This window comes from Acetobacter sp. A11-2, assembly GCF_040208445.1.
Lineage (GTDB): Bacteria > Pseudomonadota > Alphaproteobacteria > Acetobacterales > Acetobacteraceae > Acetobacter > Acetobacter oryzoeni.
Map to the genome: position 1 here is coordinate 1250452 of NZ_CP157843.1, position 20183 is coordinate 1270634.

General features: G+C 54.7%; 21 protein-coding genes and 1 pseudogene. 12 read left to right on the plus strand and 10 right to left on the minus strand.

Going from position 1 to position 20183, the window contains the following annotated elements; translation table 11 throughout:
• The first annotated feature begins 2 nt into the window (after window positions 1–2).
• A complete protein-coding gene (locus ABNV41_RS06035) occupies window positions 3–872 on the plus strand; it encodes a glutamate racemase (protein WP_050819646.1) in 870 nt (289 codons plus the stop codon).
• Window positions 873–885: 13 nt separating this feature from the next.
• Here the strand turns inward: ABNV41_RS06035 and ABNV41_RS06040 are convergent, their stop codons facing one another.
• Window positions 886–1956 carry a polyprenyl synthetase family protein gene (locus ABNV41_RS06040; protein WP_050819645.1) on the minus strand — a complete coding sequence of 357 codons (1071 nt, stop codon included), beginning with the start codon at window positions 1954–1956 and terminating at the stop codon, window positions 886–888.
• Window positions 1957–2073: 117 nt separating this feature from the next.
• Here ABNV41_RS06040 and ABNV41_RS06045 point away from each other — a divergent pair, with 117 nt between their 5' ends.
• A complete protein-coding gene (locus tag ABNV41_RS06045; RefSeq protein ID WP_050819644.1) occupies window positions 2074–2829 on the plus strand; it encodes a tRNA1(Val) (adenine(37)-N6)-methyltransferase in 756 nt (251 codons plus the stop codon).
• A 5-nt stretch (window positions 2830–2834) separates the two neighbouring features.
• Here the strand turns inward: ABNV41_RS06045 and ABNV41_RS06050 are convergent, their stop codons facing one another.
• The 3 genes from ABNV41_RS06050 to ABNV41_RS06060 form a co-directional block, all read right to left on the minus strand.
• Complete coding sequence (locus ABNV41_RS06050) at window positions 2835–3854, minus strand: ribonucleotide-diphosphate reductase subunit beta (protein WP_012812824.1); 1020 nt, start codon at window positions 3852–3854, stop codon at window positions 2835–2837.
• A gap of 73 nt (window positions 3855–3927) precedes the next feature.
• Entirely contained in the window at window positions 3928–5859 is a 1932-nt protein-coding gene (locus ABNV41_RS06055; protein WP_349935066.1) for a ribonucleoside-diphosphate reductase subunit alpha, read from the minus strand.
• A 199-nt stretch (window positions 5860–6058) separates the two neighbouring features.
• The gene (locus tag ABNV41_RS06060) at window positions 6059–7039 is read right to left on the minus strand and encodes a Gfo/Idh/MocA family protein (protein WP_050819642.1); all 981 of its coding nucleotides are present in this window, start codon (window positions 7037–7039) and stop codon (window positions 6059–6061) included.
• A gap of 235 nt (window positions 7040–7274) precedes the next feature.
• On the opposite strand from ABNV41_RS06060, the gene secD reads away from it, so the two are divergent.
• Window positions 7275–8840, plus strand: coding sequence for a protein translocase subunit SecD (secD, locus tag ABNV41_RS06065; RefSeq protein WP_196332543.1), 1566 nt, complete (start codon window positions 7275–7277; stop codon window positions 8838–8840).
• 12 nt (window positions 8841–8852) lie between these two features.
• Entirely contained in the window at window positions 8853–9803 is a 951-nt protein-coding gene (gene secF / locus ABNV41_RS06070) for a protein translocase subunit SecF (RefSeq protein WP_050819640.1), read from the plus strand.
• A gap of 73 nt (window positions 9804–9876) precedes the next feature.
• Here secF and ABNV41_RS06075 read toward each other — a convergent pair whose 3' ends face one another.
• Both ABNV41_RS06075 and mscL read right to left on the minus strand, forming a co-directional pair.
• Window positions 9877–10281 carry a hypothetical protein gene (locus ABNV41_RS06075; RefSeq protein ID WP_230844498.1) on the minus strand — a complete coding sequence of 135 codons (405 nt, stop codon included), beginning with the start codon at window positions 10279–10281 and terminating at the stop codon, window positions 9877–9879.
• Window positions 10282–10367: 86 nt separating this feature from the next.
• On the minus strand, window positions 10368–10847 hold the full coding sequence (gene mscL, locus ABNV41_RS06080; protein WP_012812821.1) for a large conductance mechanosensitive channel protein MscL: 480 nt from the start codon (window positions 10845–10847) through the stop codon (window positions 10368–10370).
• Between the two features lie 289 nt (window positions 10848–11136).
• On the opposite strand from mscL, the gene rpmE reads away from it, so the two are divergent.
• The 3 genes from rpmE to ABNV41_RS06095 all read left to right on the plus strand — a co-directional run bounded on the left by rpmE (window position 11137) and on the right by ABNV41_RS06095 (window position 12890).
• On the plus strand, window positions 11137–11367 hold the full coding sequence (gene rpmE / locus ABNV41_RS06085; protein ID WP_050819638.1) for a 50S ribosomal protein L31: 231 nt from the start codon (window positions 11137–11139) through the stop codon (window positions 11365–11367).
• Between the two features lie 182 nt (window positions 11368–11549).
• Window positions 11550–12056: an Hsp20 family protein gene (locus ABNV41_RS06090; protein WP_012812820.1), complete on the plus strand. Its 507-nt coding sequence runs from the start codon at window positions 11550–11552 to the stop codon at window positions 12054–12056.
• Between the two features lie 243 nt (window positions 12057–12299).
• Complete coding sequence (locus ABNV41_RS06095; protein ID WP_050819637.1) at window positions 12300–12890, plus strand: DUF1013 domain-containing protein; 591 nt, start codon at window positions 12300–12302, stop codon at window positions 12888–12890.
• 69 nt (window positions 12891–12959) lie between these two features.
• On the opposite strand, the gene ABNV41_RS06100 is transcribed toward ABNV41_RS06095, so the two are convergent.
• The gene (locus ABNV41_RS06100; protein ID WP_080986859.1) at window positions 12960–13124 is read right to left on the minus strand and encodes a YdcH family protein; all 165 of its coding nucleotides are present in this window, start codon (window positions 13122–13124) and stop codon (window positions 12960–12962) included.
• A 239-nt stretch (window positions 13125–13363) separates the two neighbouring features.
• Here ABNV41_RS06100 and ABNV41_RS06105 point away from each other — a divergent pair, with 239 nt between their 5' ends.
• The 3 genes from ABNV41_RS06105 to ABNV41_RS06115 are packed head-to-tail and all read left to right on the plus strand — an operon-like array spanning window position 13364 to window position 15329.
• On the plus strand, window positions 13364–13570 hold the full coding sequence (locus tag ABNV41_RS06105; RefSeq protein WP_003622940.1) for a YdcH family protein: 207 nt from the start codon (window positions 13364–13366) through the stop codon (window positions 13568–13570).
• A 44-nt stretch (window positions 13571–13614) separates the two neighbouring features.
• Entirely contained in the window at window positions 13615–14163 is a 549-nt protein-coding gene (purE, locus tag ABNV41_RS06110; RefSeq protein ID WP_003622939.1) for a 5-(carboxyamino)imidazole ribonucleotide mutase, read from the plus strand.
• Window positions 14160–15329 (plus strand): 5-(carboxyamino)imidazole ribonucleotide synthase, encoded by a 1170-nt coding sequence (locus ABNV41_RS06115; protein WP_087651376.1) that lies wholly within the window; start codon window positions 14160–14162, stop codon window positions 15327–15329. Before purE ends, ABNV41_RS06115 begins: the two co-directional genes overlap by 4 nt.
• Before the next feature lie 34 nt (window positions 15330–15363).
• Here the strand turns inward: ABNV41_RS06115 and ABNV41_RS06120 are convergent, their stop codons facing one another.
• From ABNV41_RS06120 to ABNV41_RS06130, 3 genes and pseudogenes are all read right to left on the minus strand, one after another.
• Complete coding sequence (locus ABNV41_RS06120) at window positions 15364–16128, minus strand: RadC family protein (protein ID WP_230844497.1); 765 nt, start codon at window positions 16126–16128, stop codon at window positions 15364–15366.
• A complete protein-coding gene (locus tag ABNV41_RS06125) occupies window positions 16125–16658 on the minus strand; it encodes a JAB domain-containing protein (protein WP_349935067.1) in 534 nt (177 codons plus the stop codon). Before ABNV41_RS06125 ends, ABNV41_RS06120 begins: the two co-directional genes overlap by 4 nt.
• A 74-nt stretch (window positions 16659–16732) precedes the next feature.
• Window positions 16733–16957 (minus strand): annotated as a pseudogene (locus ABNV41_RS06130) (DNA repair protein RadC); the annotation flags it as partial.
• A 45-nt stretch (window positions 16958–17002) separates the two neighbouring features.
• On the opposite strand from ABNV41_RS06130, the gene ABNV41_RS06135 reads away from it, so the two are divergent.
• Both ABNV41_RS06135 and ABNV41_RS06140 read left to right on the plus strand, forming a co-directional pair.
• Window positions 17003–19234 carry a UvrD-helicase domain-containing protein gene (locus tag ABNV41_RS06135; protein ID WP_349935068.1) on the plus strand — a complete coding sequence of 744 codons (2232 nt, stop codon included), beginning with the start codon at window positions 17003–17005 and terminating at the stop codon, window positions 19232–19234.
• Window positions 19234–20154, plus strand: coding sequence for a 50S ribosomal protein L11 methyltransferase (locus tag ABNV41_RS06140; protein WP_050819633.1), 921 nt, complete (start codon window positions 19234–19236; stop codon window positions 20152–20154). Before ABNV41_RS06135 ends, ABNV41_RS06140 begins: the two co-directional genes overlap by 1 nt.
• The last annotated feature ends 29 nt before the right edge of the window (window positions 20155–20183 follow it).

Below are 20183 nucleotides of genomic sequence, written 5' to 3' on the forward strand. Positions count from 1 at the left end.
CGGTGCAGATAGATGGCCCTGCCCTGTCCGGCCCCCGGCATATTCTGGCGTTTGATTCCGGAATTGGGGGGCTGGGTATTGTCAGGGCCATTCAAGCGCTGGCACCAGATATCTGCATAGATTATCTGGCCGACACCGCCATTTTTCCATATGGCGAACAGGACGACGATTTTCTGATTGAGCGAATCGTCTCCTTACTTTCCCAAGCTATTCGGCGGCTTCAGCCCCAAGTTGTCGTGGTGGCCTGCAACACGGCCAGCACATTGGCGCTGGAAGCCCTGCGCGCTGCGTGGCCTGATATGCCTTTTGTAGGGTGTGTTCCGCCCATACGCTGGGCAGCACGCATCACCCAAACCAAAGTGATCGGTCTGCTTGCTACGCGTGCAACTGTGCGCCGGCCTTACCTTTCTCGCCTCCATACACTTTATGCGCCAGAATGCACACTTATTGCCCACGCCGCACCCGGTTTGGCTGGATGTGCGGAATTGACCTTCCGTGGGCAAGATGTGTCTGATTCTACGCTTTTGCGAGAGATTGAAGGGCTATTTGTCCACCCGGATTCTAACCGGCTGGATGTCGTAGGCCTTGGCTGCACGCATTATACCTTCGTGCTGGACCGCCTGCGTGCGCTCTCTCCACCCGGTTTAACGTGGCTAGACCCCGCCCCCGCCGTGGCGCAGCATACCTGTAACCTGCTGGCTTATTTGCCACAGAAAACTCACGCACACCCCTGCGCATGGTTTACGGCTTTGCCGGATGATCAAGCCCTATTCACGCACTTAAAACCTTACAGGTTTAGTGCTGCCGCATTATGGGAAGATGTGAATGAAGTAGAAGCCAGCTATTACTCACCCGTAATAGCCAGCCCCTAATATACAGCCGCCCTTAACGTTCGCGGCTGGCAGAATAGCTGGCGGTTTCCAGCAGCAAGTTCTTCAATGTGTCATCCGGGAACATGGAAAGATTTTCACGCGCCTTGGCTGCGTAATCTTCCGCACATTTCAGGGTAATCCCAATTGCATTTGTTTTTGCAATACGGTCCAGCGCTGCTTCCAGATCTCCGGGGTGCTGGTCACATTCCTCAATCACCCGGCGCCAGAAAATGCGGTCTTCCTCATTCCCTGCTTCGTAAGCTGCCAAGACAGGTAGGGTGACTTTCCCTTCACGGAAATCATCCCCCACTTCCTTGCCCAGAGTAGCCTGATCTGCCGCATAGTCCAGCGCATCATCTACAAGCTGGAAAGCCATGCCCAAATTGGCGCCATACATGCGCAATGCTTCACGCTGTTCTGGTGTAGCTTCACCAATGACAGCGCCAGATTCGCACGCAGCCGCAAAAAGCGCAGCGGTTTTGCCGTAAATGACCTGCAAATACTGATCTACCGATGTGGAGAGATCGTTCTGCGTGGTCATCTGCATGACCTCACCTTCCGCCAGCGTGGCAGAAGCCGCAGACAGAATCGCCATCACACCCAGCGAGGCATCGGCTGTCAGAATCTGGAAAGACCGCGCAAACAGGAAATCCCCCACCAGCACGGAAGCCTTGTTGCCAAAAATGGCATTGGCACTTGCCAGCCCACGCCGAAGCTGGCTGTCATCCACCACATCATCATGCAGCAGCGTGGCTGTGTGAATGAACTCCACACACGCGGCAATTTCTACATGCCGCATGCGCCCATCCTGATTGTTGTAGCCGCACATTCTGGCCGCAGCCAGAGTAAGCAACGGCCGCAGCCGCTTACCACCAGCCGCCACCAAATGGGCCGCAAGCTGCGGTATAAGTGCCACGGGGCTTTGCATACGGTCTACAATGACCTGATTGCAGGCAAGCATGTCCGACGCAAGATAATCGGCCAGCGCTTTCAGGCCTGCTTCTCCTGGTTTACTCACTGAAACTCCAGATCCATCCTGGCTTGTGGTTCTGCCTGTTTCTGACAGACTGATTGCAACACCCAAACGTTTTATCCCCCAGCCATGGGATGAGTTGACGTTCTTCTATATGCGAGGCACCTGAAAAACGGTCAAGCGCCTACGAATTCAAGCCAGCCAGACACATAGCTCCCATCGGAAACCATGCCAGCTCGTTTTGCCATCACTCCCGGAACGCTTTTGCGTGGCCGTATCTCCTATAGTCAGTTTCTGCAAGGCTACCGCACCGGGCTGGAACCCGTGCTTATGGCCGCCGCCGTACCGGCCCGCACAGGCCAGCATGTGCTGGAAATTGGCTGTGGCGCTGGGGCTGGGCTACTTTGCCTGCTCCACCGCATTCCCACCATTCATGGCACGGGTGTGGAAAAAGAAAGCGATACAGCAGCCTTGGCCCAGCAAAACATGGCCGCTAACCAGCAGCAGAATATCAGGATTCTGAACGCCACATTTCCCGATGTTTTTCTGGCAGATACGCCACAGCCCGAACAATATTTTGACCACTGCATGGCGAATCCGCCGTGGCATGCCCCTTTAGGCACGGCTTCGGCGCATCCGCGGCGTGATCTGGCCCGGCGTATGGGGGCAGATACTTTACCTACATGGATTGCGGGAGCGGCCCGAATCCTGCGCCATAAAGGCAGCCTTACACTCGCCCTGCCCGCAGCTTTGGCTGACCAAGCCATTTTCTGCCTAAGCAAAGCTGGGTTTGGTGGCGTTACGCTGTATCCCTTCTGGCCCAAGGCTGGGCGGGAATCGCGCATTGTGTTGGTGCAGGCCCGTAAGGGCGTAAAAAGCCCTGCCCGTGTTCTGGCAGGGCTGGTGCTGCACGAAGCAGATGGAGCTTTTACCCCTACGGCCCGCACAGTGCTGGAAGAAGGTGCCCCGTTGCCAGGGCTGTAACCTGCTTATTCGAAAACTGAGTTTTCGAAGGCTTCTTCCCACGTGCCAGAGGTGGAGGCTCGGCTGTATTCCGTAGCGCGGTTTTCGAAGAAGTTGGTGTGTTCTACCGCATTCAACATATCATCCAGCCAAGGCAGCGGGTTGGTTGTGGTGTTGTAAATCGGCTCCAGCCCAAGCTGGGTCAGGCGGCGGTCTGCAATAAAGTGGATGTAGGTTTTTACCTGCTCCGCATTCAGCCCTTCTACAGCACCCATTTCAAAGGCCAGATCAATAAAGGCCTCTTCATGCTCCACAATGGTGCGGCAGATATCAGTCAGTTCCGTACGCAGCTGCTCGGTCCACAGTTCAGGATTTTCCTGAATGAACACGCGGAACAGGCGGATAATGGAGAGGCAGTGCAGTGTTTCATCACGCACAGACCATGACACAATCTGCCCCATGCCCTTGAGCTTGTTGAAGCGCGGGAAGTTCAGCAGAATTGCAAAAGATGCAAAAAGCTGAAGCCCTTCCGTAAAGGCCCCAAAGGCTGCCAGCGTTTTGGCGATTTCATGCTTACTGTCCACAGTGAACGTCTGCATGTAATCATATTTATCCTTCATTTCCTTATATTTAAGGAAAGCAGAATACTCGGTTTCGGGCATACCGAGCGTATCCAGAAGGTAGCTGTAAGCTGCAATATGGATGGTTTCGATGTTGGAGAACGCTGAAAGCATCATCAGCACTTCCGTGGGTTTAAACACACGGCTGTAGTGCTTCATGTAGCAGTTGTTCACTTCCACATCGGACTGGGTGAAGAAGCGGAAAATCTGCGTTACCAGATGCTGCTCACCTTCGTTTAAAACGCGGTGCCAGTCCTTCACGTCATCAGCCAGAGGCACTTCTTCCGGCAGCCAGTGCAGGCGCTGCTGCGTCAGCCACGCATCATACGCCCACGGATAGCGGAACGGCTTGTAAACCGGGTTGGCTGTCAGCAGGTCAAACTTCTGTTCCTGCTGCGGCTCCTGACCAGACATATGCTCGCTCATGCTGCCTCCCTTGACGGCAACACGCGTGAGGCCGTCATATTTCTTTTATAAACAGTTTGTTAGTAGCCAATGCTTACTGGCAGGCCAAGCATTCTTCATAGTCATTCCCGCTTGATGCGGAACCTGACGATGCTTGAGATGAATCCACATTCATCACGTCATTCTTGGCCAGAACATTGCTGACTGTATCTGCACGCTGGATAGACAGGCTGCGGCAATAATACAGAGATTTCAGGCCCTTTTTCCAAGCCATGTAGTGGATCTGGTGCAGATCCCGCTTATGCACGTCAGCAGGCAGGAACAGGTTAACGGACTGCGCCTGGCAGATAAACGGCTGGCGGTCTGCCGCATGTTCCACCACCCAACGCTGATCCAGCTCAAACGCGGTTTTAAACACGTCCTTTTCCTGCTGGGTCAGAAAATCCAGATGCTGCACGCTGCCCTTGCTGGTGGTAATGGAAGACCACACCTCCGGCGTATCCTGCCCTTTTTCTTCCAGAAGTTTCTGCAGGTGGCGGTTACGCACCGTGAAGGAACCGGAAAGCGTTTTCTGCAAGAACACATTGGCCGCAATCGGCTCAATTCCGGGGCTGGCATTACCAGCAATAATGGAAATGGACGCCGTGGGCGCAATGGCTATCTTGTTAGAAAAGCGCTCCATAATACCGTATTCTTCAGCATCCGGGCATGGGCCGCGCAGTTCCGCCAACTTGCGGGATGCTGCATCCGCCTGCTCACGAATATGCTTGAAAATCTTACGGTTCCAGACTTTTGCTATCACGCTTTCAAACGGCACGTTGCGGCTTTGCAGGAAGCTATGGAACCCCATAACACCCAGCCCAACAGAACGTTCACGCATGGCCGCATATTTGGCGCGGTGCATGTCTTCTGGCGCACGGTCAATGAAATCCTGCAACACGTTATCGAGGAAGAGCATGACGTCCTCAATAAACTGCGGATTATCTTTCCACTGGTCCCACGTTTCCAGATTGAGGGAAGAAAGACAGCACACCGCCGTACGCGCCTTACCGTGATGATCGATCCCGGTTGGCAGCGTAATTTCGGAACACAGATTGGAGGTTTTGACTTCCAACCCGGCCAGCTTGTGATGCTCCGGCCGCGCGTTGTTCACGTGGTCAGAATACACAATGTAGGGCTCGCCCTGCTCCATGCGGGCCGTCAGAATACGGATCCACAATGCACGGGCAGAAATCTTGCGGATAACGCTGCCATCCTTGGGAGATATCAGCGCCCATTCATCATCGCTTTCCACCGCCCGCATAAAGGCATCTGACACCAGCACACCATGATGCAGGTTCAGCGCCTTACGGTTGGGATCCCCCCCGGTGGGGCGACGCAGTTCGATAAATTCTTCAATTTCCGGGTGCCAGACCGGCAGATAGACCGCAGCAGACCCACGGCGCAAAGAGCCCTGAGAAATCGCCAGCGTGAGGCTATCCATCACGCGGATGAACGGAATAACGCCAGATGTTTTGCCATTGCGGCCAACATTTTCACCAATGGAGCGCAGGTTGCCCCAGTAGGACCCAATGCCACCGCCCTTACTGGCCAGCCAGACGTTCTCGTTCCACAGGTCAACAATGCCTTTCAGGCTATCGCTGGCCTCGTTCAGGAAGCAGGAAATCGGCAGGCCACGTGATGTTCCGCCGTTAGACAGAACTGGCGTTGCCGGCATGAACCAGTGCTTGCTGATGTAATCATAAATACGTTGGGCGTGGGCTGCATCTGCCCCGTAATAGGAGGCCACACGGCCGAACAGATCCTGATACCCTTCATCTGGCAGCAGGTAACGGTTATCCAGCGTGGCCTTGCCAAAAGGTGTCAGCAGCGCATCACGAGAGCGATCTACCCGCACCTGATGGTGGCCGGGCAGCTGCACCATATCTTCCATCTCACCAGCGTTGAACAGATCGGGCTCCCCAGCTTCTGCGCCCCCGGACGAGGAACGACGAATGTCATTTTCCTGTACGTCAATCAGGGTCATGGCTGGGTTACTCCGCTATTTTCTGCGTCAATTTTGGGGTCGGATGGGGAGGCTTTGCCTCCGCACCATATCTCGTGCTTGTGCTCTATCTTGCCCCCTATATCTAGTGAAATTTTACACACAAAGCCAGAAAAAGGGGCTTGATATTTTGAAACTGGCGGTTTTCTCCCGCTTCTGTGGCGCGGTTTCCTGTTCGGTTTTATTCGGCCCGAATCAGTCCGGAAAGCTCCATCCGGCGGCGAGATTCGGCAATACCATCTGCCACGGCCAGAGCCGCCGCCAGAGCGCGCCGACCAGCATTTGCGTCCACCACCACAGGGGCGCCATCCAGGCACGCAGCAACAAAAGCTTCGTGTTCGGCCAAGAGCGAATCATGCTCTTTCCATGTGATGTGCTCGCGCCGGAATCCCCCCGTGCCCGGCAATGGCAAGCCGCGATCACGGCCAATCATCGTCAGTTCCCGCTTTACGAAATCGGCAGACAGGTAACCTTCCTCAGAAAACAGGCGCATGCGCCGTTCTGTTTTAAGTGAAATGCGGCTGGCGGTAATGGTGGCCACACAGCCGTTTTCAAACCGCACCCGCGCATTGGCAATATCTTCATGCGCCGAGCTTACAGCCGCACCCAAGGCATCCACCTGCGCAATGGGGCTATCTACAATAGCCAGAACCAGATCCAGATCATGGATCATCAGATCCAGAATAACCGATACATCCGTGCCGCGCGGCTTGTAGGGGGCAATGCGTGTGGCCTCTATATAAAGCGGGCGGGTGATGCGCTGGGTAATGGCATCGTGCTCGGCAGAATAACGCAGCAGGTGCCCAACCTGACAGACCAATCCACTTTCCTGCGCCAGAGTTACCAAAAAGTCGGCCTGCTCCAGCGTGGCGGCTATGGGTTTTTCCACCAGCACATGCTTGCCAGCCCGTAGGGCCTGCACTGCCAGTTCAAAATGAAATTCTGCAGGCGCAGCCACCACTACGGCATCGCACGCCGCCAGCAGGGTATCTACATCCTGCATAACGGGGCATCCGGCTTCCTTCGCTACCAAGGCGGCGCGCTTGCTGTCGGGGTCAAACAGCCCCACCAGTGTTTCCCGCGCAACGTGGCGCACTTTCAAGGCATGAAAACGTCCGAAATGTCCGGCTCCAATTACGCCAACCTTAAGTGTTTCAGCCATGAAATCCGCCTTCTTTTTATGCCCTACAAGACTGCATGCAGGCGTAGCACCCCCGCAGCCGAATGCAAGCCGCCCCCAACAACAGGCAGCCTTGCCGCAAACTGATGCAGTTTGGCCACGTACATCTTGGTGTGGCGACCATACAACAGGTATGAAACGCGAATAATGCAGCACAACGGTTGCATCCCGCCAGCCGGGGCGGCATGTTCCCGGCAAGAAAACTGCAAGCGATCAGGTGAGAATGTATTACAGCCGCCTCAAACTGGCCTCGGTGCTGGGCGTGTGCCTGTTGGGCCTGCTGCTGTGCCTACCCAACGGTATGCGCAAGCCTTTCCCTTCCATACCATGGCGTCAGATCCATCTGGGGTTGGATTTGCGGGGCGGGTCTTACCTGCTGATGCAGGTTGACCTTAAAAGCCTTACGCATGACAGGCTCCAGACACTGGCGGAAAACACGCGTGATACCCTGCTGAAATCTCAGCTCGGCTATCAGAACATCAACGTGGATGCCGACAAAAACACCGTCTCCTTCCAACCGCGTGATGCGGCTGAGGCAGATGCGGATGTTGCCACGCTGGACAAGCTGCCCCGCGTTGTGCCCAATGAATTCAGCGTAAAAAAGCAGGATGATGGCACAATCGCCCTCATGCTTTCTGCTGATGCCATTAAGGCCCGCGCGCGGGAAGCAGTGACACAGTCTATTGAGATTGTGCGCCGGCGTATTGATGGCACAGGTGCGGTTGACCCCGAAATTACCCGCCAGGGTGATGATCGGATTGTGGTGGAACTGCCGGGAATCAGTGATCCGGAGCGAATCAAGGCGCTGCTGGGCACCACAGCCAAAATGACCTTCCGGCTGGTAGATTCCAACCCGCTGCACGCCACATATCCGCCGCCGGGTGTCAGCCTTGTGCCCATGGCCAACCCGGCTGAAGGCGGCCCCCTGCCCGTTTTTGACCACGTGGATGTGGACGGCACAGACCTGACAAACGCAGGCGCTGTGATTGACCAGCAGACGGGCGAATGGGCTGTCAGCTTCTCGTTTGATTCAGTTGGCACGCGGGCTTTCTCATCGGTTACGCAAACCAATGTTGGCAAACGCTTTGCCATTGTTCTGGATAACAAGGTGATTGAAGCCCCCGTTATCCGCACCCCCATTACAGGCGGCAACGGGCAGATTACGGGTGGGTTTGATGCCCAGAAAGCCACGGATCTGGCCCTTATGCTGCGTGCTGGCGCGCTGCCCGCACCTTTGAGCGTGGTAGAACAGCGCAGCATTGGGCCATCCCTTGGGGCCGATTCCATCCGGGCTGGCATTCTCAGCCTTGGCGTTGGCTTCCTGCTGGTTGTGGTCTTTATGGTGCTGTTTTATGGCCGCTTTGGCTGGTACGCAGATATCGCCCTGCTGGCCAACCTTGTGCTGATGGTGGCTATTCTCTCACTGTTTGAAGCCACCCTTACGCTGCCGGGTATGGCGGGTATGCTGCTGACCTTGGGCATGGCGGTGGATGCCAATATCCTGATTAACGAACGCATACGCGAAGAAGTGGCCCGTGGCCGTACGCCTCTGGCCGCCATGCAAACCGGGTTTGAACGCGCCACTTCCACCATTGTAGATAGTAATGCCACGGCCTTTTTGGCCCATGTCATGCTGTTTGTTTTTGGCACGGGGCCGGTACGTGGTTTTGCGCTAACCATTACCATTGGTATTGCCACCACGCTGTTCACCACCCTGCTGCTTTCCCGCATGCTTATGGCCCGCTGGTATGCGCGTACGCGCCCTGCCAGCCTGCCTGTCTGAAGCGAGGCCATTATGTTCGGACGTCCTCTTCTGCGTTTTGTACGCAAAGACACGCAGATCAACTTCATGCGTGGCCGGTACATGGGGCTTATTGTCTCGGCCGTGCTTTCCGTTGCCTCTATTATTCTGTTCTTCCATCCCGGCCTCACGCTGGGGCTGGATTTTAGAGGCGGCATTGTGGTGGAAGCCAAAACCAGCGGCCCGGCAGATTTTGCCAAGCTGCGTTCGGCATTGGCGGCACAGCATATCTCTCACGCATCGCTTCAGGCTTTTGGGGCGCCTGATGATGTGCTGATTCGCCTTGATGCTGGTGATGACCAGAATACCGATGCCGTGGTGGATACTGTGCGCCGTGCCGTTACGGAAGCACAGCCGGGCACCACCATTTTGCGGGCAGATGCGGTTGGCGCTTCTGTTTCTGCCGAGCTGTTCCGCAATGGCATGCTGGCGCTTGGGCTCAGCTTGGCCATGATTCTGGTTTACATCTGGTTCCGCTTTGAATGGGAATTCGCCCTTAGCGCCGTGATCACACTGGTTTTGGACCTTACCAAAACCATGGGCTTTCTGGTGATCACCGGTTTTGAGTTCGACCTTGTGATGGTGGCCGCCATTCTAACCATTCTGGGCTATTCCACCAATGATAAGGTGGTGGTGTATGACCGCGTGCGTGAAAACCTGCGCAAATATCGCACCATGCCGCTGATGGACTTGATCAACCTCTCCATCAACGAAACACTGAACCGTACCTTGGGTACATCCTCCACCGTGTTTTTGGCGGCCCTTCCGCTGGCACTATGGGGTGGCGCTACGCTTTCCGGTTTTGCTTGGACAATGCTGTTCGGCATTGTGGTGGGCACCTCCTCCTCCATCTTCATTGCAGCGCCGTTGCTGCTGTTTATGGGGGAAGGCAGATTGAAACGTGGTGCCAAGGCAGGCCCAGCCGCGGTACAGCAGAAAAGCTGATACGTCTTTCTTCTTGGTATCAAGCCAACAAAAAAACGGAGCAGGTTTTACACCTTGCTCCGTTTTTTTGTGCCTAGCGCATGAAACCGGGGGTTGATGGCGGCGGTAAAAGAATGGGGTCAGACAAAGCGGGAGAAAGAGGCTGCGTGGGCTGCTCCACCGCGCCAATAAAATCTTCCACCTTATGCCCTGCCTGCCGCAGCGTACGCCGGGTTGGTTTATCCCGAAACGCCAGAATGGCCACAAGCGCATTTCTATCTGTTTTAATGATATTGAACACTTGGTCCGGTGGCATATCTTCTGTCATCATCCGCCCGCGCGCCATGCCATTGGCTATTACGTAACTGTATAGCAACGTGCGCGGTGTTTCCTGCACCTTCAGCCCGCGTGAGCTTTGGCACCCTGCCAGCCCTAAAATGGCCAGCACGCCAACTGCTGAACGAAAAAAAACCGGAAAGCCGGATCGGGAGCGCTTCATATAAGAAGCATATCCCATATCCCACTTTCCGGGAACAGATCACACAGCCGCCATTTTAGACCCATGGCGGCAGGCGCAAGGCTTAATTAGCCCTGATGCGGTGCCTGATCTTTATTGTTAGCGGCCAGTTCATCACGAATCTGCTCAAGCAGAACTTCGGTTTTGGAAGGCGGCGGCGGTGCCTTGGGCTGTTCATCTTCACGTACATGCAGGCGTGTCAGGGCCTTCACCATCCAGAAAATGGCCATAGCCACAATCAGGAACTGGATAACAGCGTTCAGGAACAGGCCAACGTTCAATGTAACCGCGCCAGCTTTCTGGGCTTCTTCCAGAGTAGCCAGATGCGGGCCCTTAAGGGTGATGAACAGGTTGGAAAAATCAATCCCGCCGATAAGCAGACCAATCAAGGGGTTGAAGATATCTTTTACCAAACTGTTTACAATTGATGTAAATGCAGCACCAATAATAACACCAACTGCCAGGTCAACAACATTGCCGCGCATGATAAATGCCCGGAACTCGCCCACCCAACCTGGGGCATGGACGTGAGATTTAAGATCAGCCATACAAAAATTCCTGTGAAATACTGGGAAATCCGCTCAGAAGTAGCCGTTTTACCGCTTTTTCCTCAAGCCCTTGTATCAGAATTGACACATTTTTCTTAATATTTGAGGTATTCTGTAGCACAAAAGCTGCACAAACGCTGTTATTTGCCTATTATATGCTTCACTTCATTATCATGCCCACCAAGGCAAAATGAACGGTTGATCCAGCATACGCATTTCGTTTATATGCACGGCAATCTTGGCCCGGTCGGTATCGGGCCCTTTCTGCTGTAACGAAAGAACCAGTTTCATGAAACCCGGCATTCACCCCGATTATCACGAAATCACTGTTGTCATGACTGACGGCACGGAATTCAAAACGAACTCCTGCTATGGCAAGGCTGGCGACACGCTCCGTCTGGACGTTGACACCAAGTCTCACCCGGCTTGGACAGGCGTGCAGCGCATGCTGGATACCGGGGGCCAGGTTGCCAAGTTCAACAAGCGTTTTGCTGGTATTGGCACCCGCAAAAAAGGCTGATTTTTCAGTTCTTTGCGTATGCAGAAAAGCCCCGCCTCTTGAAAAAGAGCGCGGGGCTTTCCACGTTCAGGGATATGGAAATGCCCGCATATGGGGTTTCCGCCAAAAAACGCTGCCGGGCAGATTGCCTTCGGGGGTCTTGGCAAAACCGGCAGAACCTTGCTGAACGAGGAGGTTCTTACATGAGTTACGATTTTACACCGCTATTTCGCACTGCAATTGGCTTTGACCGCCTTGCACAGGTGATGGATTCTGCAGCCCGCTCACCGGGTAATTCCAGTTTTCCGCCGTATGATATCGCTAAAACGGGAAATGATAGCTACACGCTTACTATGGCTGTGGCTGGTTTTGGGCCGGAAGATATAGAACTGGTGGTGCAGGATAACACGCTTGTTGTTTCTGGCCGCGTGAATGCCCCGCAAGATGAAGGCGAAATCCTGCATCGTGGAATTGCGCGGCGTGCGTTTGAGCGCCGCTTTGCCTTGGCCGACCACGTTGAAGTGACCGGCGCGGAAATGAATAACGGGCTCCTGCGCATTACAGTGCAACAGATTATTCCCGAAGCACTCAAGCCGCGGCGTATTCCTGTTAAGACTGTAAGCACCACACCGGCAGAACGTGCGGTAGCAACCGAGCAGAAAAATCAGGCACCGCAACAGCCCCAGCATTCCATTGCCACAGCAGCCTGATTGCTGAAGTTTTACCAATACGTTCCATATGGGCTTAGCAAGGGGGAAACTGCGGTTTCCCCTTATTTAATTGTGTAGAATATTGATCCGTTATGTGTATTGCGGCTTGACCTGAAGCAGCCACTCCCCCCATATCGTGGCACAGATGCGCGCCGGCAGGCACGCAGGCCTGCGGAACACGTTCCGGGCCGTCAAGTTCCCGGTGCCTGCGCAAGCGCCGCCCGACGACAGGAATACAAAACCATGACGACCCTACCGTTAATGCCCAAAGCAACTGCTGTGTGGCTGATTGAAAAAACCGCTCTCAGTTTTGAACAGATTGCCGCTTTTTGCGGTATGCATCCGCTGGAAGTGCAGGCCATTGCTGATGGTGAAGTGGCACATGGTATTGTGGGTTATGACCCGGTTGCGAATCACCAGCTGAAGCAGGAAGAAATCCAGCGTTGTGAAAAAGACCCCAACGCACGGCTGAAAATTCTGCCTTCCAACAACCCTGTACGCCGTCGCTCCAAAGGGGCGCGTTATACGCCTGTTGCCAAACGTCATGATCGTCCAGATGGCATTGCATTCCTGCTGCGCAACTATCCGCAACTGAGCGACCAGCAGGTTGTTAAGCTGCTTGGCACCACCAAGGATACCATTGCCAAAGTACGCAACAAGCAGCACTGGAACACCCCCAACATCAAACCGCGTGATCCGGTAACCGTGGGGCTGTGCAGCCAGACAGATCTGAATGCTGCCGTGCATGAAGCCAATATGCGTCTGGAACGCGAAGGCCAGGAAATTCCTGCGCCTGTAACAGATACCGAAAGCTTTAGCGCTTCCGAAAACTGATTGAATGATGCCTGAGGCAGAAGGATTGATCTTTCTGCCTCAGAAACATTTAAGCTGCCAAATACGGCATCAGGCCGAAAGGCGCTCTATTTCTTCCTTTATTCGTAGCTTTTGTAATTTCAGGCACATCAGCACGCGCTCGTCCGGTCTGGGGCGTCCGCCTTCGCTCATAATTTTCTGATCAATACGGAAATGGCGGGATTTAAGACTCTCGATCCTTGAAAGGCGTGTCATTTGGGTGCCTCCACTCGATTGATGACCCATAAACGCTAGCGTACCGAGAATAAGAAAGTTCATGTTAATTTCATATATCGTGCCCTGCTGGCATGCAGCCTGAGCATGGAAGTTTTTTTGTAATCCTGGCTGGCGTCCGGCTCTTACATGGTAAACACTGCTTCGGGCATGCTATTCACTCTGCGGGCGGCCAGACCCGGCGCGCGATTCCGCATTAGTGGTGAAGGAGACAGGACATCATGCTGCGAGATCGCGATTTACTGCTTGCCCAACTGCATGAACTGCGTAGTGAACACAGAGATCTGGATACAGTTATCAGCCGGATGGCGCATGAAACCACCTTTATTGACCAACTGTATCTCCAGCGGCTTAAAAAGCGTAAACTCCTGTTGAAAGATCAGATCACCAAGGTTGAAAGCCTTCTGATCCCTGATGATATCGCCTAAACCATTCCGTTTCAGTCTTTAGAAAACCCGGATAGATACCTACCGTGAGCGAAACTGCCCCCCTGCCCTCCGCTTCCGATGCTTTAGAAGATAAAGCAGCCTCTGCCCCAGTTGTGGGGATTATCATGGGCAGCCAGTCAGACTGGGAAACCATGCGCCATGCAGATGCATTGCTGACAGAGCTGGAAATCCCGCACGAAACTCTCATTGTTTCAGCACATCGCACGCCAGATCGGCTGGCGGATTACGCACGCACGGCAGCCGAACGCGGGCTGAATGTGATTATCGCCGGGGCTGGCGGGGCTGCCCATCTGCCGGGCATGTGCGCGGCATGGACACGCCTGCCCGTGCTGGGGGTTCCGGTAGAATCTCGCGCGCTTAAAGGCATGGACAGCCTGCTTTCCATTGTGCAGATGCCCGGCGGTGTGCCCGTAGGCACGTTGGCTATTGGTGCATCCGGGGCTAAAAACGCAGCCTTGCTGGCGGCCTCTATTCTGGCACTGCATAACCCCGCCCTTGCCGCACGCCTTGAAACATGGCGCGCACTACAGACAGCCTCTGTCCCCAACTCCCCTATCACCGAAGATAAATGACCTCCTCACATTCTCCGCTTAAGCCCAATGCAGTTATCGGCATTGTGGGTGGTGGCCAGCTTGGCCGCATGTCTGCCATTGCTGCTGCGCGCCTTGGGTTTCGGACGCATATTCTGACAACCGAGGCCGATGGCCCGGCGGCTCAGGTTTCTCACGCCGTAACATGCGGCAAGTATAATGATCCGGCAGCACTGGATGCGTTTGCCAGTGCTGTTGATGTTGTCACCTTTGAGTTTGAAAACATCAGCGCTGATGCGTTAGACCTTTTGGCCAAACACTGCCCTGTGCATCCTTCCGGCCATATTTTACGCATCAGCCAGGACAGATTGGCTGAAAAAACTTTTTTTGCTTCGGCTGGCATTCCATTAGCGCCGTGGCATGCCGTTACAGACGTAAAAACGCTGCACGAAGCCGCAGAAAAAGTTGGCTTGCCGCTGATTCTCAAAACCACCCGCAATGGATATGATGGCAAAGGCCAGCGCCGTGTGCATCATATCCATGATCTGGAAGAAGCTTTTAACGCGCTGGCACCACATCCTCTGGTTGCAGAAGGTATGGTGGATTTTGCCTGCGAGATCAGCGTTATGGTGGTGCGCAGTGCAGAGGGTACGGTACGGTGCTTTGATCCAGCCCTGAACCGGCACTGGAACGGTATTCTGGACCTTACGCTGGCTCCAGCCCCTATTGATCCCAACATTGCCGCGCAGGCTGTAAAACTGGCCACCACCATTGCCGAAAAGCTGGAATTGGTGGGCATTCTGGGCGTTGAAATGTTTGTTGATCGCACCGGCAACCTGCTGGTGAACGAAATGGCCCCGCGCCCCCATAATTCGGGCCATTGGACCATGAATGCCTGCCCGCAGGATCAGTTTGACATGCATATCCGTGCGGTTGCGGGCTTACCTCTGCCTCATGCTGTGCGCCATTCTGATGCAATCATGAAAAATCTGGTTGGGCCGGAGGATATGGCTCTGTTGCCGCAGATTATGGCCACACAAGGCTTTATTCCGCATTTATATGGCAAGGCAGAAGCCCGCGTTGGCCGCAAAATGGGTCACGTAAATATCCTGTTCCCCTACGGTGCACTGCCCGGCAATTTGGGTATTCAGGATGCCTTGGGGCCACTGGCCACCAAAACAGCCGCCCCGGAACCTGAAGAAGACTGAGCCGCCAGTTACAGCATTGCGTGAAGCCAAGGGCTTACAACAGCCCAGCTTCACGCATGCTCAACAGTTTTTCTCCGGCAACAATAATATGATCCCATACATGGATATTCATAATTTTTGCCGCACCACAAATTTGGGTTGTCATCACCACATCATCGGCTGAAGGCGTTGGGTCTCCACTTGGGTGATTATGCACCAACACCAGCATAGTGGCGTTAAGCTGCAAAGCACGCGCTACAATTTCCCGCGGGTAAACAGGTGTATGGTCTACCGTGCCCTGCCCCATAACATCATCAGCCAGTAGCTCGTACTTGTCATTCAAAAACAATACGCGCACTTGTTCGCGCTTTTCCGGCCCCATAACAGCCCGCAAATACGCATAAAGCTGTGCGCTATCGGCCAATATGCCAGAACGGCGCAATCTTGCACGCTGAATGCGTAACCCAGCCTCACGCACAAGCATAAGCAAAACACGCACGGCTTCTGGCAGGGCCTTTATGCTTTTACTTGGCTCATGCCAGCTTATAGCTGCCATAACTGCGGAAATGCTTCCGTACTCATGTAATAAATTACGTGCTTGTTCCTGTGCTTTGCCATTGCGTGGCTGCGCTTGTGCTATCAACCTGCATAATAGAGCGAGGTCTGTTTCTTCTGCTGCAGCGAGTTCCGGCGCAGCGCCACCATACATTTCTGCTGGAAGGGCAATGGCTTCCGCAGTTGAAACATTCAGCCGAAAATGTGTGGCATCAGCAAATTGACTTGTGGGCTTTTTTTCAGATTTTGCAGATGGGCGCTTCAAGATTTCGGCCCTGTATGGTGGTTGAAGCTGCGCCATTCGCCACATCCAATGGCAATATGGTCGTGCACCTCTACGGCCAATAATGGTGCACTGCGCTGTAATTCCCTTACAAAAGGTGCGTTTTGCGCAAGGGTTTGATCCTGCGTCTGATCTTCCGCCACCCAATCCACCGTTACCAACGCACAGGCATGCAAAGCCAACGCACGTTGCAAGACCAGCGCGACCGCTTGCCGAATACAGGCCATGGTCTCATGGCTGCTACCCTCATGCAAAAAAGCTGGCACAGCTTCATCGGCAATTAACTGGTTACGGCTATCCAGAAATAAAGCGCGCACCTGCCCTCTGGGGGCATTTGCCAAGTATACATCTGCATATTCTAAAATACTGTCCCAGTTTCCCAAAAACTGGCGTGTTTCCTCACCATTTTCTGGCAATCTGTCTGCCACATAGGCGACATCCTGCAAAACTGCCGCACTTGCGCGCGTAACGCCGCTGATCTGGCGCAGATTTTCTTCCCCCGCTTCCAGCACAGCCGGCAAAGACCCAAAGACCCAAAGACATTGATAAGGTTTTTGGCCAGCGGCTTTGTATCTTTACGTGGAATCCCGACATAGAGCAGCATTTCCAACAATTCGTAATCCGCCAAGGAAGCCGCGCCCTGTGCCAACACGCGTTGGCGCATACGTTTGCGATGCCCTGTCGGGCCGGTGCTTTCAAAAACAGGCATGGCACCTTGTTGCACATTTAAACAACCGTGGGTTGTGTCGGTCTTTACTGCAAAGCAGCCAGGCTTTTTTTGCCTTTTCTGCTCTGCTGACTGTCTCCCCATTCCATTGCTCCGTTTGGCCTGAAGCGCACATGCTTATATAAAGGCATGGTGAATACGTCCGAACACCCCTCCGCCCCGCTTTTTTCATCTCCGTCTGCCTCGGGTGACAGTTATCTGGCTCGTCTCAACCCCGAACAGCGCGCAGCTATTGAAACAACGGATGGCCCTTTGCTGGTACTGGCTGGTGCTGGCACAGGCAAAACACGGGTTTTAACCACCCGCTTTGCGCATATCCTGCTAACAGGCCGCGCCAAGCCGTGGCAGATCCTGACAGTAACCTTTACCAATAAAGCTGCGCGAGAAATGCGGGAGCGTATCGGCCTGCTTTTGGGCAGCCCGGCAGAAGGGTTATGGTTAGGCACATTTCATGCCCTTTGCGCGCGTATGCTCCGCCGCCATGCTGAGTATGTGGGGCTGACCCAAAGCTTTACCATTCTGGATACGGATGACCAGTTGCGCCTGCTCAAGCAGGTTATGGCGCCGTGGCAGATTGACATTAAACGCTGGCCTGCTCCGGGCCTTTTGGGCGTGATCCAGCGTTGGAAAGACCGAGGACTTACACCGGAACGCATTACCCCCACCGAGGATTCGGACTTTGCCAATGGCCATGCCCGCGCCATTTACACCGCGTATCAGGCCCGCCTGAAGCAGCTGAACGCCTGCGATTTTGGTGACCTCATGCTGCATGTGACCGAAATTTTGCGCACACGGCCTGATGTATTGGCCCAGTATCACCGCCTGTTCCGCTACATTCTGGTGGACGAGTATCAGGATACCAACACCATTCAGTACCTCTGGCTGCGTCTGCTGGCCAAACATGCAGAAGGCCCGGCCAACATCTGCTGCGTGGGGGATGATGACCAATCCATCTACTCATGGCGCGGCGCAGAAGTTGAAAACATCCTGCGGTTTGAAAAAGATTTCCCCTCCGCCAAGGTTGTACGGCTGGAACGCAATTATCGCTCCACCCGGCATATTCTGGGGGCAGCAGCTGGGCTTATTGCCCATAATAGCGAACGATTGGGCAAAACACTCCGCCCCGGTCGAGAAGATGCAGAAGGTAAAAAGGTTAGCGTTCTAGGAGTATGGGATTCGGATACAGAAGCCCGCATGGTGTGCGAGCAGGCCGAAAAACTGCGCGCACAAGGCCACGCCCTAAAGGAAATTGCCATTCTGGTGCGTGCGGGCTTTCAAACCCGCGCATTTGAAGAACGCCTGATGCAAACCGGCCTGCCTTACCGCATTGTGGGCGGCCTGCGTTTTTATGAACGCGCAGAAATACGTGATGCACTGGCCTATATGCGCGTGCTGAGCCAACCAGCAGATGATCTGGCTTTTGAACGCATTATCAACGTGCCCAAACGTGGTGTTGGCCCGGCCGGGCTGCAAAAGCTACATGCAGCAGCCCGCGCCAATAACCTGCCCCTTACAGGTGGTACGGAAAAACTGCTGGAAGATAACGCCCTTAAAGGAAAATCTGCCGCCCATTTACGCCAGTTGATGGAAGCCTTTGCCAGCACGCGCGATATTCTGGCGCGTGAAGGCCATGTGGTGGCCGTAGAACACCTGCTGGAAGAAAGCGGGTATCTGGACATGTGGCGGCAGGATCGCTCCCCCGATGCGCCGGGGCGGTTGGAAAACCTGAAAGAACTAACGCGCGCACTAGCCGATTTTGGAACTCTGGGCGAGTTTCTGGAGCACGTTGCCCTTGTTATGGATCATGATGAAAACGGGCAGGATGATTACCTGTCCATCATGACGCTGCACGGCGCCAAGGGGCTGGAGTTTGATACGGTATTCCTGCCCGGTTGGGAGGAAGGCGTTTTTCCCTCCCAGCGCACGCTGGATGAAGGGGGCCTGAAAGGGCTGGAGGAAGAACGCAGGCTGGCTTACGTGGGCATTACGCGCGCACGGCAGGAAGTCATTATCTTTCATGCAGGCCGCAGGCGCATTTACGCCAACTGGCAGCCCTCCATGCCCAGCCGTTTTCTGGACGAGCTGCCAGATGAACACGTGGTCCGCCATGATGAAGGCGGCGGGTTCCAGCGGCAGGGCCTGAACCTTTCCGAATCCGTGTTTGATAACGGCCCCATTATTGCCCGCCGCAGAAAAGACCCCATGCTGGAGGCCGCACCGGCCCTGCAACTGGGTGACCATGTGCGCCACCCCCGTTTTGGCGAGGGCATCGTTATTTCGGCAGATCGGCACCATGTTGAAGTGTCTTTTGAATCTGTCGGTACCAAACGTCTTCTTTCATCCTTTATCGAGAAAATCTAATGGCCCCTCCTACCCGCCGTCATGCCACCAGCCTTGAAACCATTTCTGTCACTGTGCCGGAAGCGGCGGTGGAAGCTTACGAAAACGCCATTGGCAGCGTATGCGCCACGGTAGGTATTTTTGAAGCCAACCCGGAAGGCACCCAGTGGCGGGTAGAAGGCGTAAAAGACACCGGGCACCGTGAGGATGAATTGGCAGCCGCCCTTGTGCTGGCTGAACTGACAACAGGCGTAAGCGCCCCTCTGGAACGCATCAGCACAGAAGCCGAAGGCTGGCTGGCCCGCACGTATGAGGCTTTTCCTGAACAGGAAGTGGGCCGCCGTTTTGTGGTGCGCGGCACGCATTTGCCCGATTCCAAAAATGCCACCCGCATTGTGCTCACGCTGGATGCTGGCGTGGCCTTTGGCTCGGGCGAGCATGGTTCCACCCGCGGCTGCCTGCGCGCGCTGGAACGTGTGGCTTACCGCCGCCCCCGCCGTATTCTGGATTTGGGTTGCGGCACCGGTATTCTGGCCATGGCCGCAGCAGCATTGCTGCACCAAAAGGTGCTGGCCGTGGATATTGAGCCGTGGTCTGTGCGTGTGGCAGCACAAAACGCCAAACGCAACCAGCTTAACCGCGCCATGACATGCCGCCTGGGCAATGGGTGGCAAACCCCCGCCATCTGGAAGGCCGCGCCGTTTGATCTGGTTTTTGCCAATATTCTGGCCCGCCCCTTGTGCCTGATGGCCAAGGACCTGGTGCGGTATCTGGCCCCCGGCGGCACGGTTATTCTGGCCGGTCTGTTGCGCACACAGGTGCGTATGGTGCTGGCCGCGCATCGGCGGCAGGGGCTGGTGCTTGAGCAGGAACTGCATGAAGGCGAATGGGCTACTCTGATCCTACGCCGCCCGGTTCTTCCTATTCGAAAAACGGCCTGATCGGCCTTTTCTTTTCCTATATTTTCAGG

Excerpts from the sequence above, each read along its gene's own strand:
- ABNV41_RS06135 (WP_349935068.1), top strand. The coding sequence starts at position 17,003 with ATGGTGAATACGTCCGAACACCCCTCCGCCCCGCTTTTTTCATCTCCG.
- ABNV41_RS06095 (WP_050819637.1), top strand. The coding sequence starts at position 12,300 with ATGACGACCCTACCGTTAATGCCCAAAGCAACTGCTGTGTGGCTGATT.
- ABNV41_RS06140 (WP_050819633.1), top strand. The coding sequence starts at position 19,234 with ATGGCCCCTCCTACCCGCCGTCATGCCACCAGCCTTGAAACCATTTCT.
- ABNV41_RS06100 (WP_080986859.1), bottom strand. The coding sequence starts at position 13,124 with ATGACACGCCTTTCAAGGATCGAGAGTCTTAAATCCCGCCATTTCCGT.
- ABNV41_RS06075 (WP_230844498.1), bottom strand. The coding sequence starts at position 10,281 with ATGAAGCGCTCCCGATCCGGCTTTCCGGTTTTTTTTCGTTCAGCAGTT.
- rpmE (WP_050819638.1), top strand. The coding sequence starts at position 11,137 with ATGAAACCCGGCATTCACCCCGATTATCACGAAATCACTGTTGTCATG.
- ABNV41_RS06105 (WP_003622940.1), top strand. The coding sequence starts at position 13,364 with ATGCTGCGAGATCGCGATTTACTGCTTGCCCAACTGCATGAACTGCGT.
- ABNV41_RS06090 (WP_012812820.1), top strand. The coding sequence starts at position 11,550 with ATGAGTTACGATTTTACACCGCTATTTCGCACTGCAATTGGCTTTGAC.
- ABNV41_RS06115 (WP_087651376.1), top strand. The coding sequence starts at position 14,160 with ATGACCTCCTCACATTCTCCGCTTAAGCCCAATGCAGTTATCGGCATT.
- ABNV41_RS06045 (WP_050819644.1), top strand. The coding sequence starts at position 2,074 with ATGCCAGCTCGTTTTGCCATCACTCCCGGAACGCTTTTGCGTGGCCGT.
- ABNV41_RS06055 (WP_349935066.1), bottom strand. The coding sequence starts at position 5,859 with ATGACCCTGATTGACGTACAGGAAAATGACATTCGTCGTTCCTCGTCC.
- secF (WP_050819640.1), top strand. The coding sequence starts at position 8,853 with ATGTTCGGACGTCCTCTTCTGCGTTTTGTACGCAAAGACACGCAGATC.
- ABNV41_RS06060 (WP_050819642.1), bottom strand. The coding sequence starts at position 7,039 with ATGGCTGAAACACTTAAGGTTGGCGTAATTGGAGCCGGACATTTCGGA.
- ABNV41_RS06050 (WP_012812824.1), bottom strand. The coding sequence starts at position 3,854 with ATGAGCGAGCATATGTCTGGTCAGGAGCCGCAGCAGGAACAGAAGTTT.
- mscL (WP_012812821.1), bottom strand. The coding sequence starts at position 10,847 with ATGGCTGATCTTAAATCTCACGTCCATGCCCCAGGTTGGGTGGGCGAG.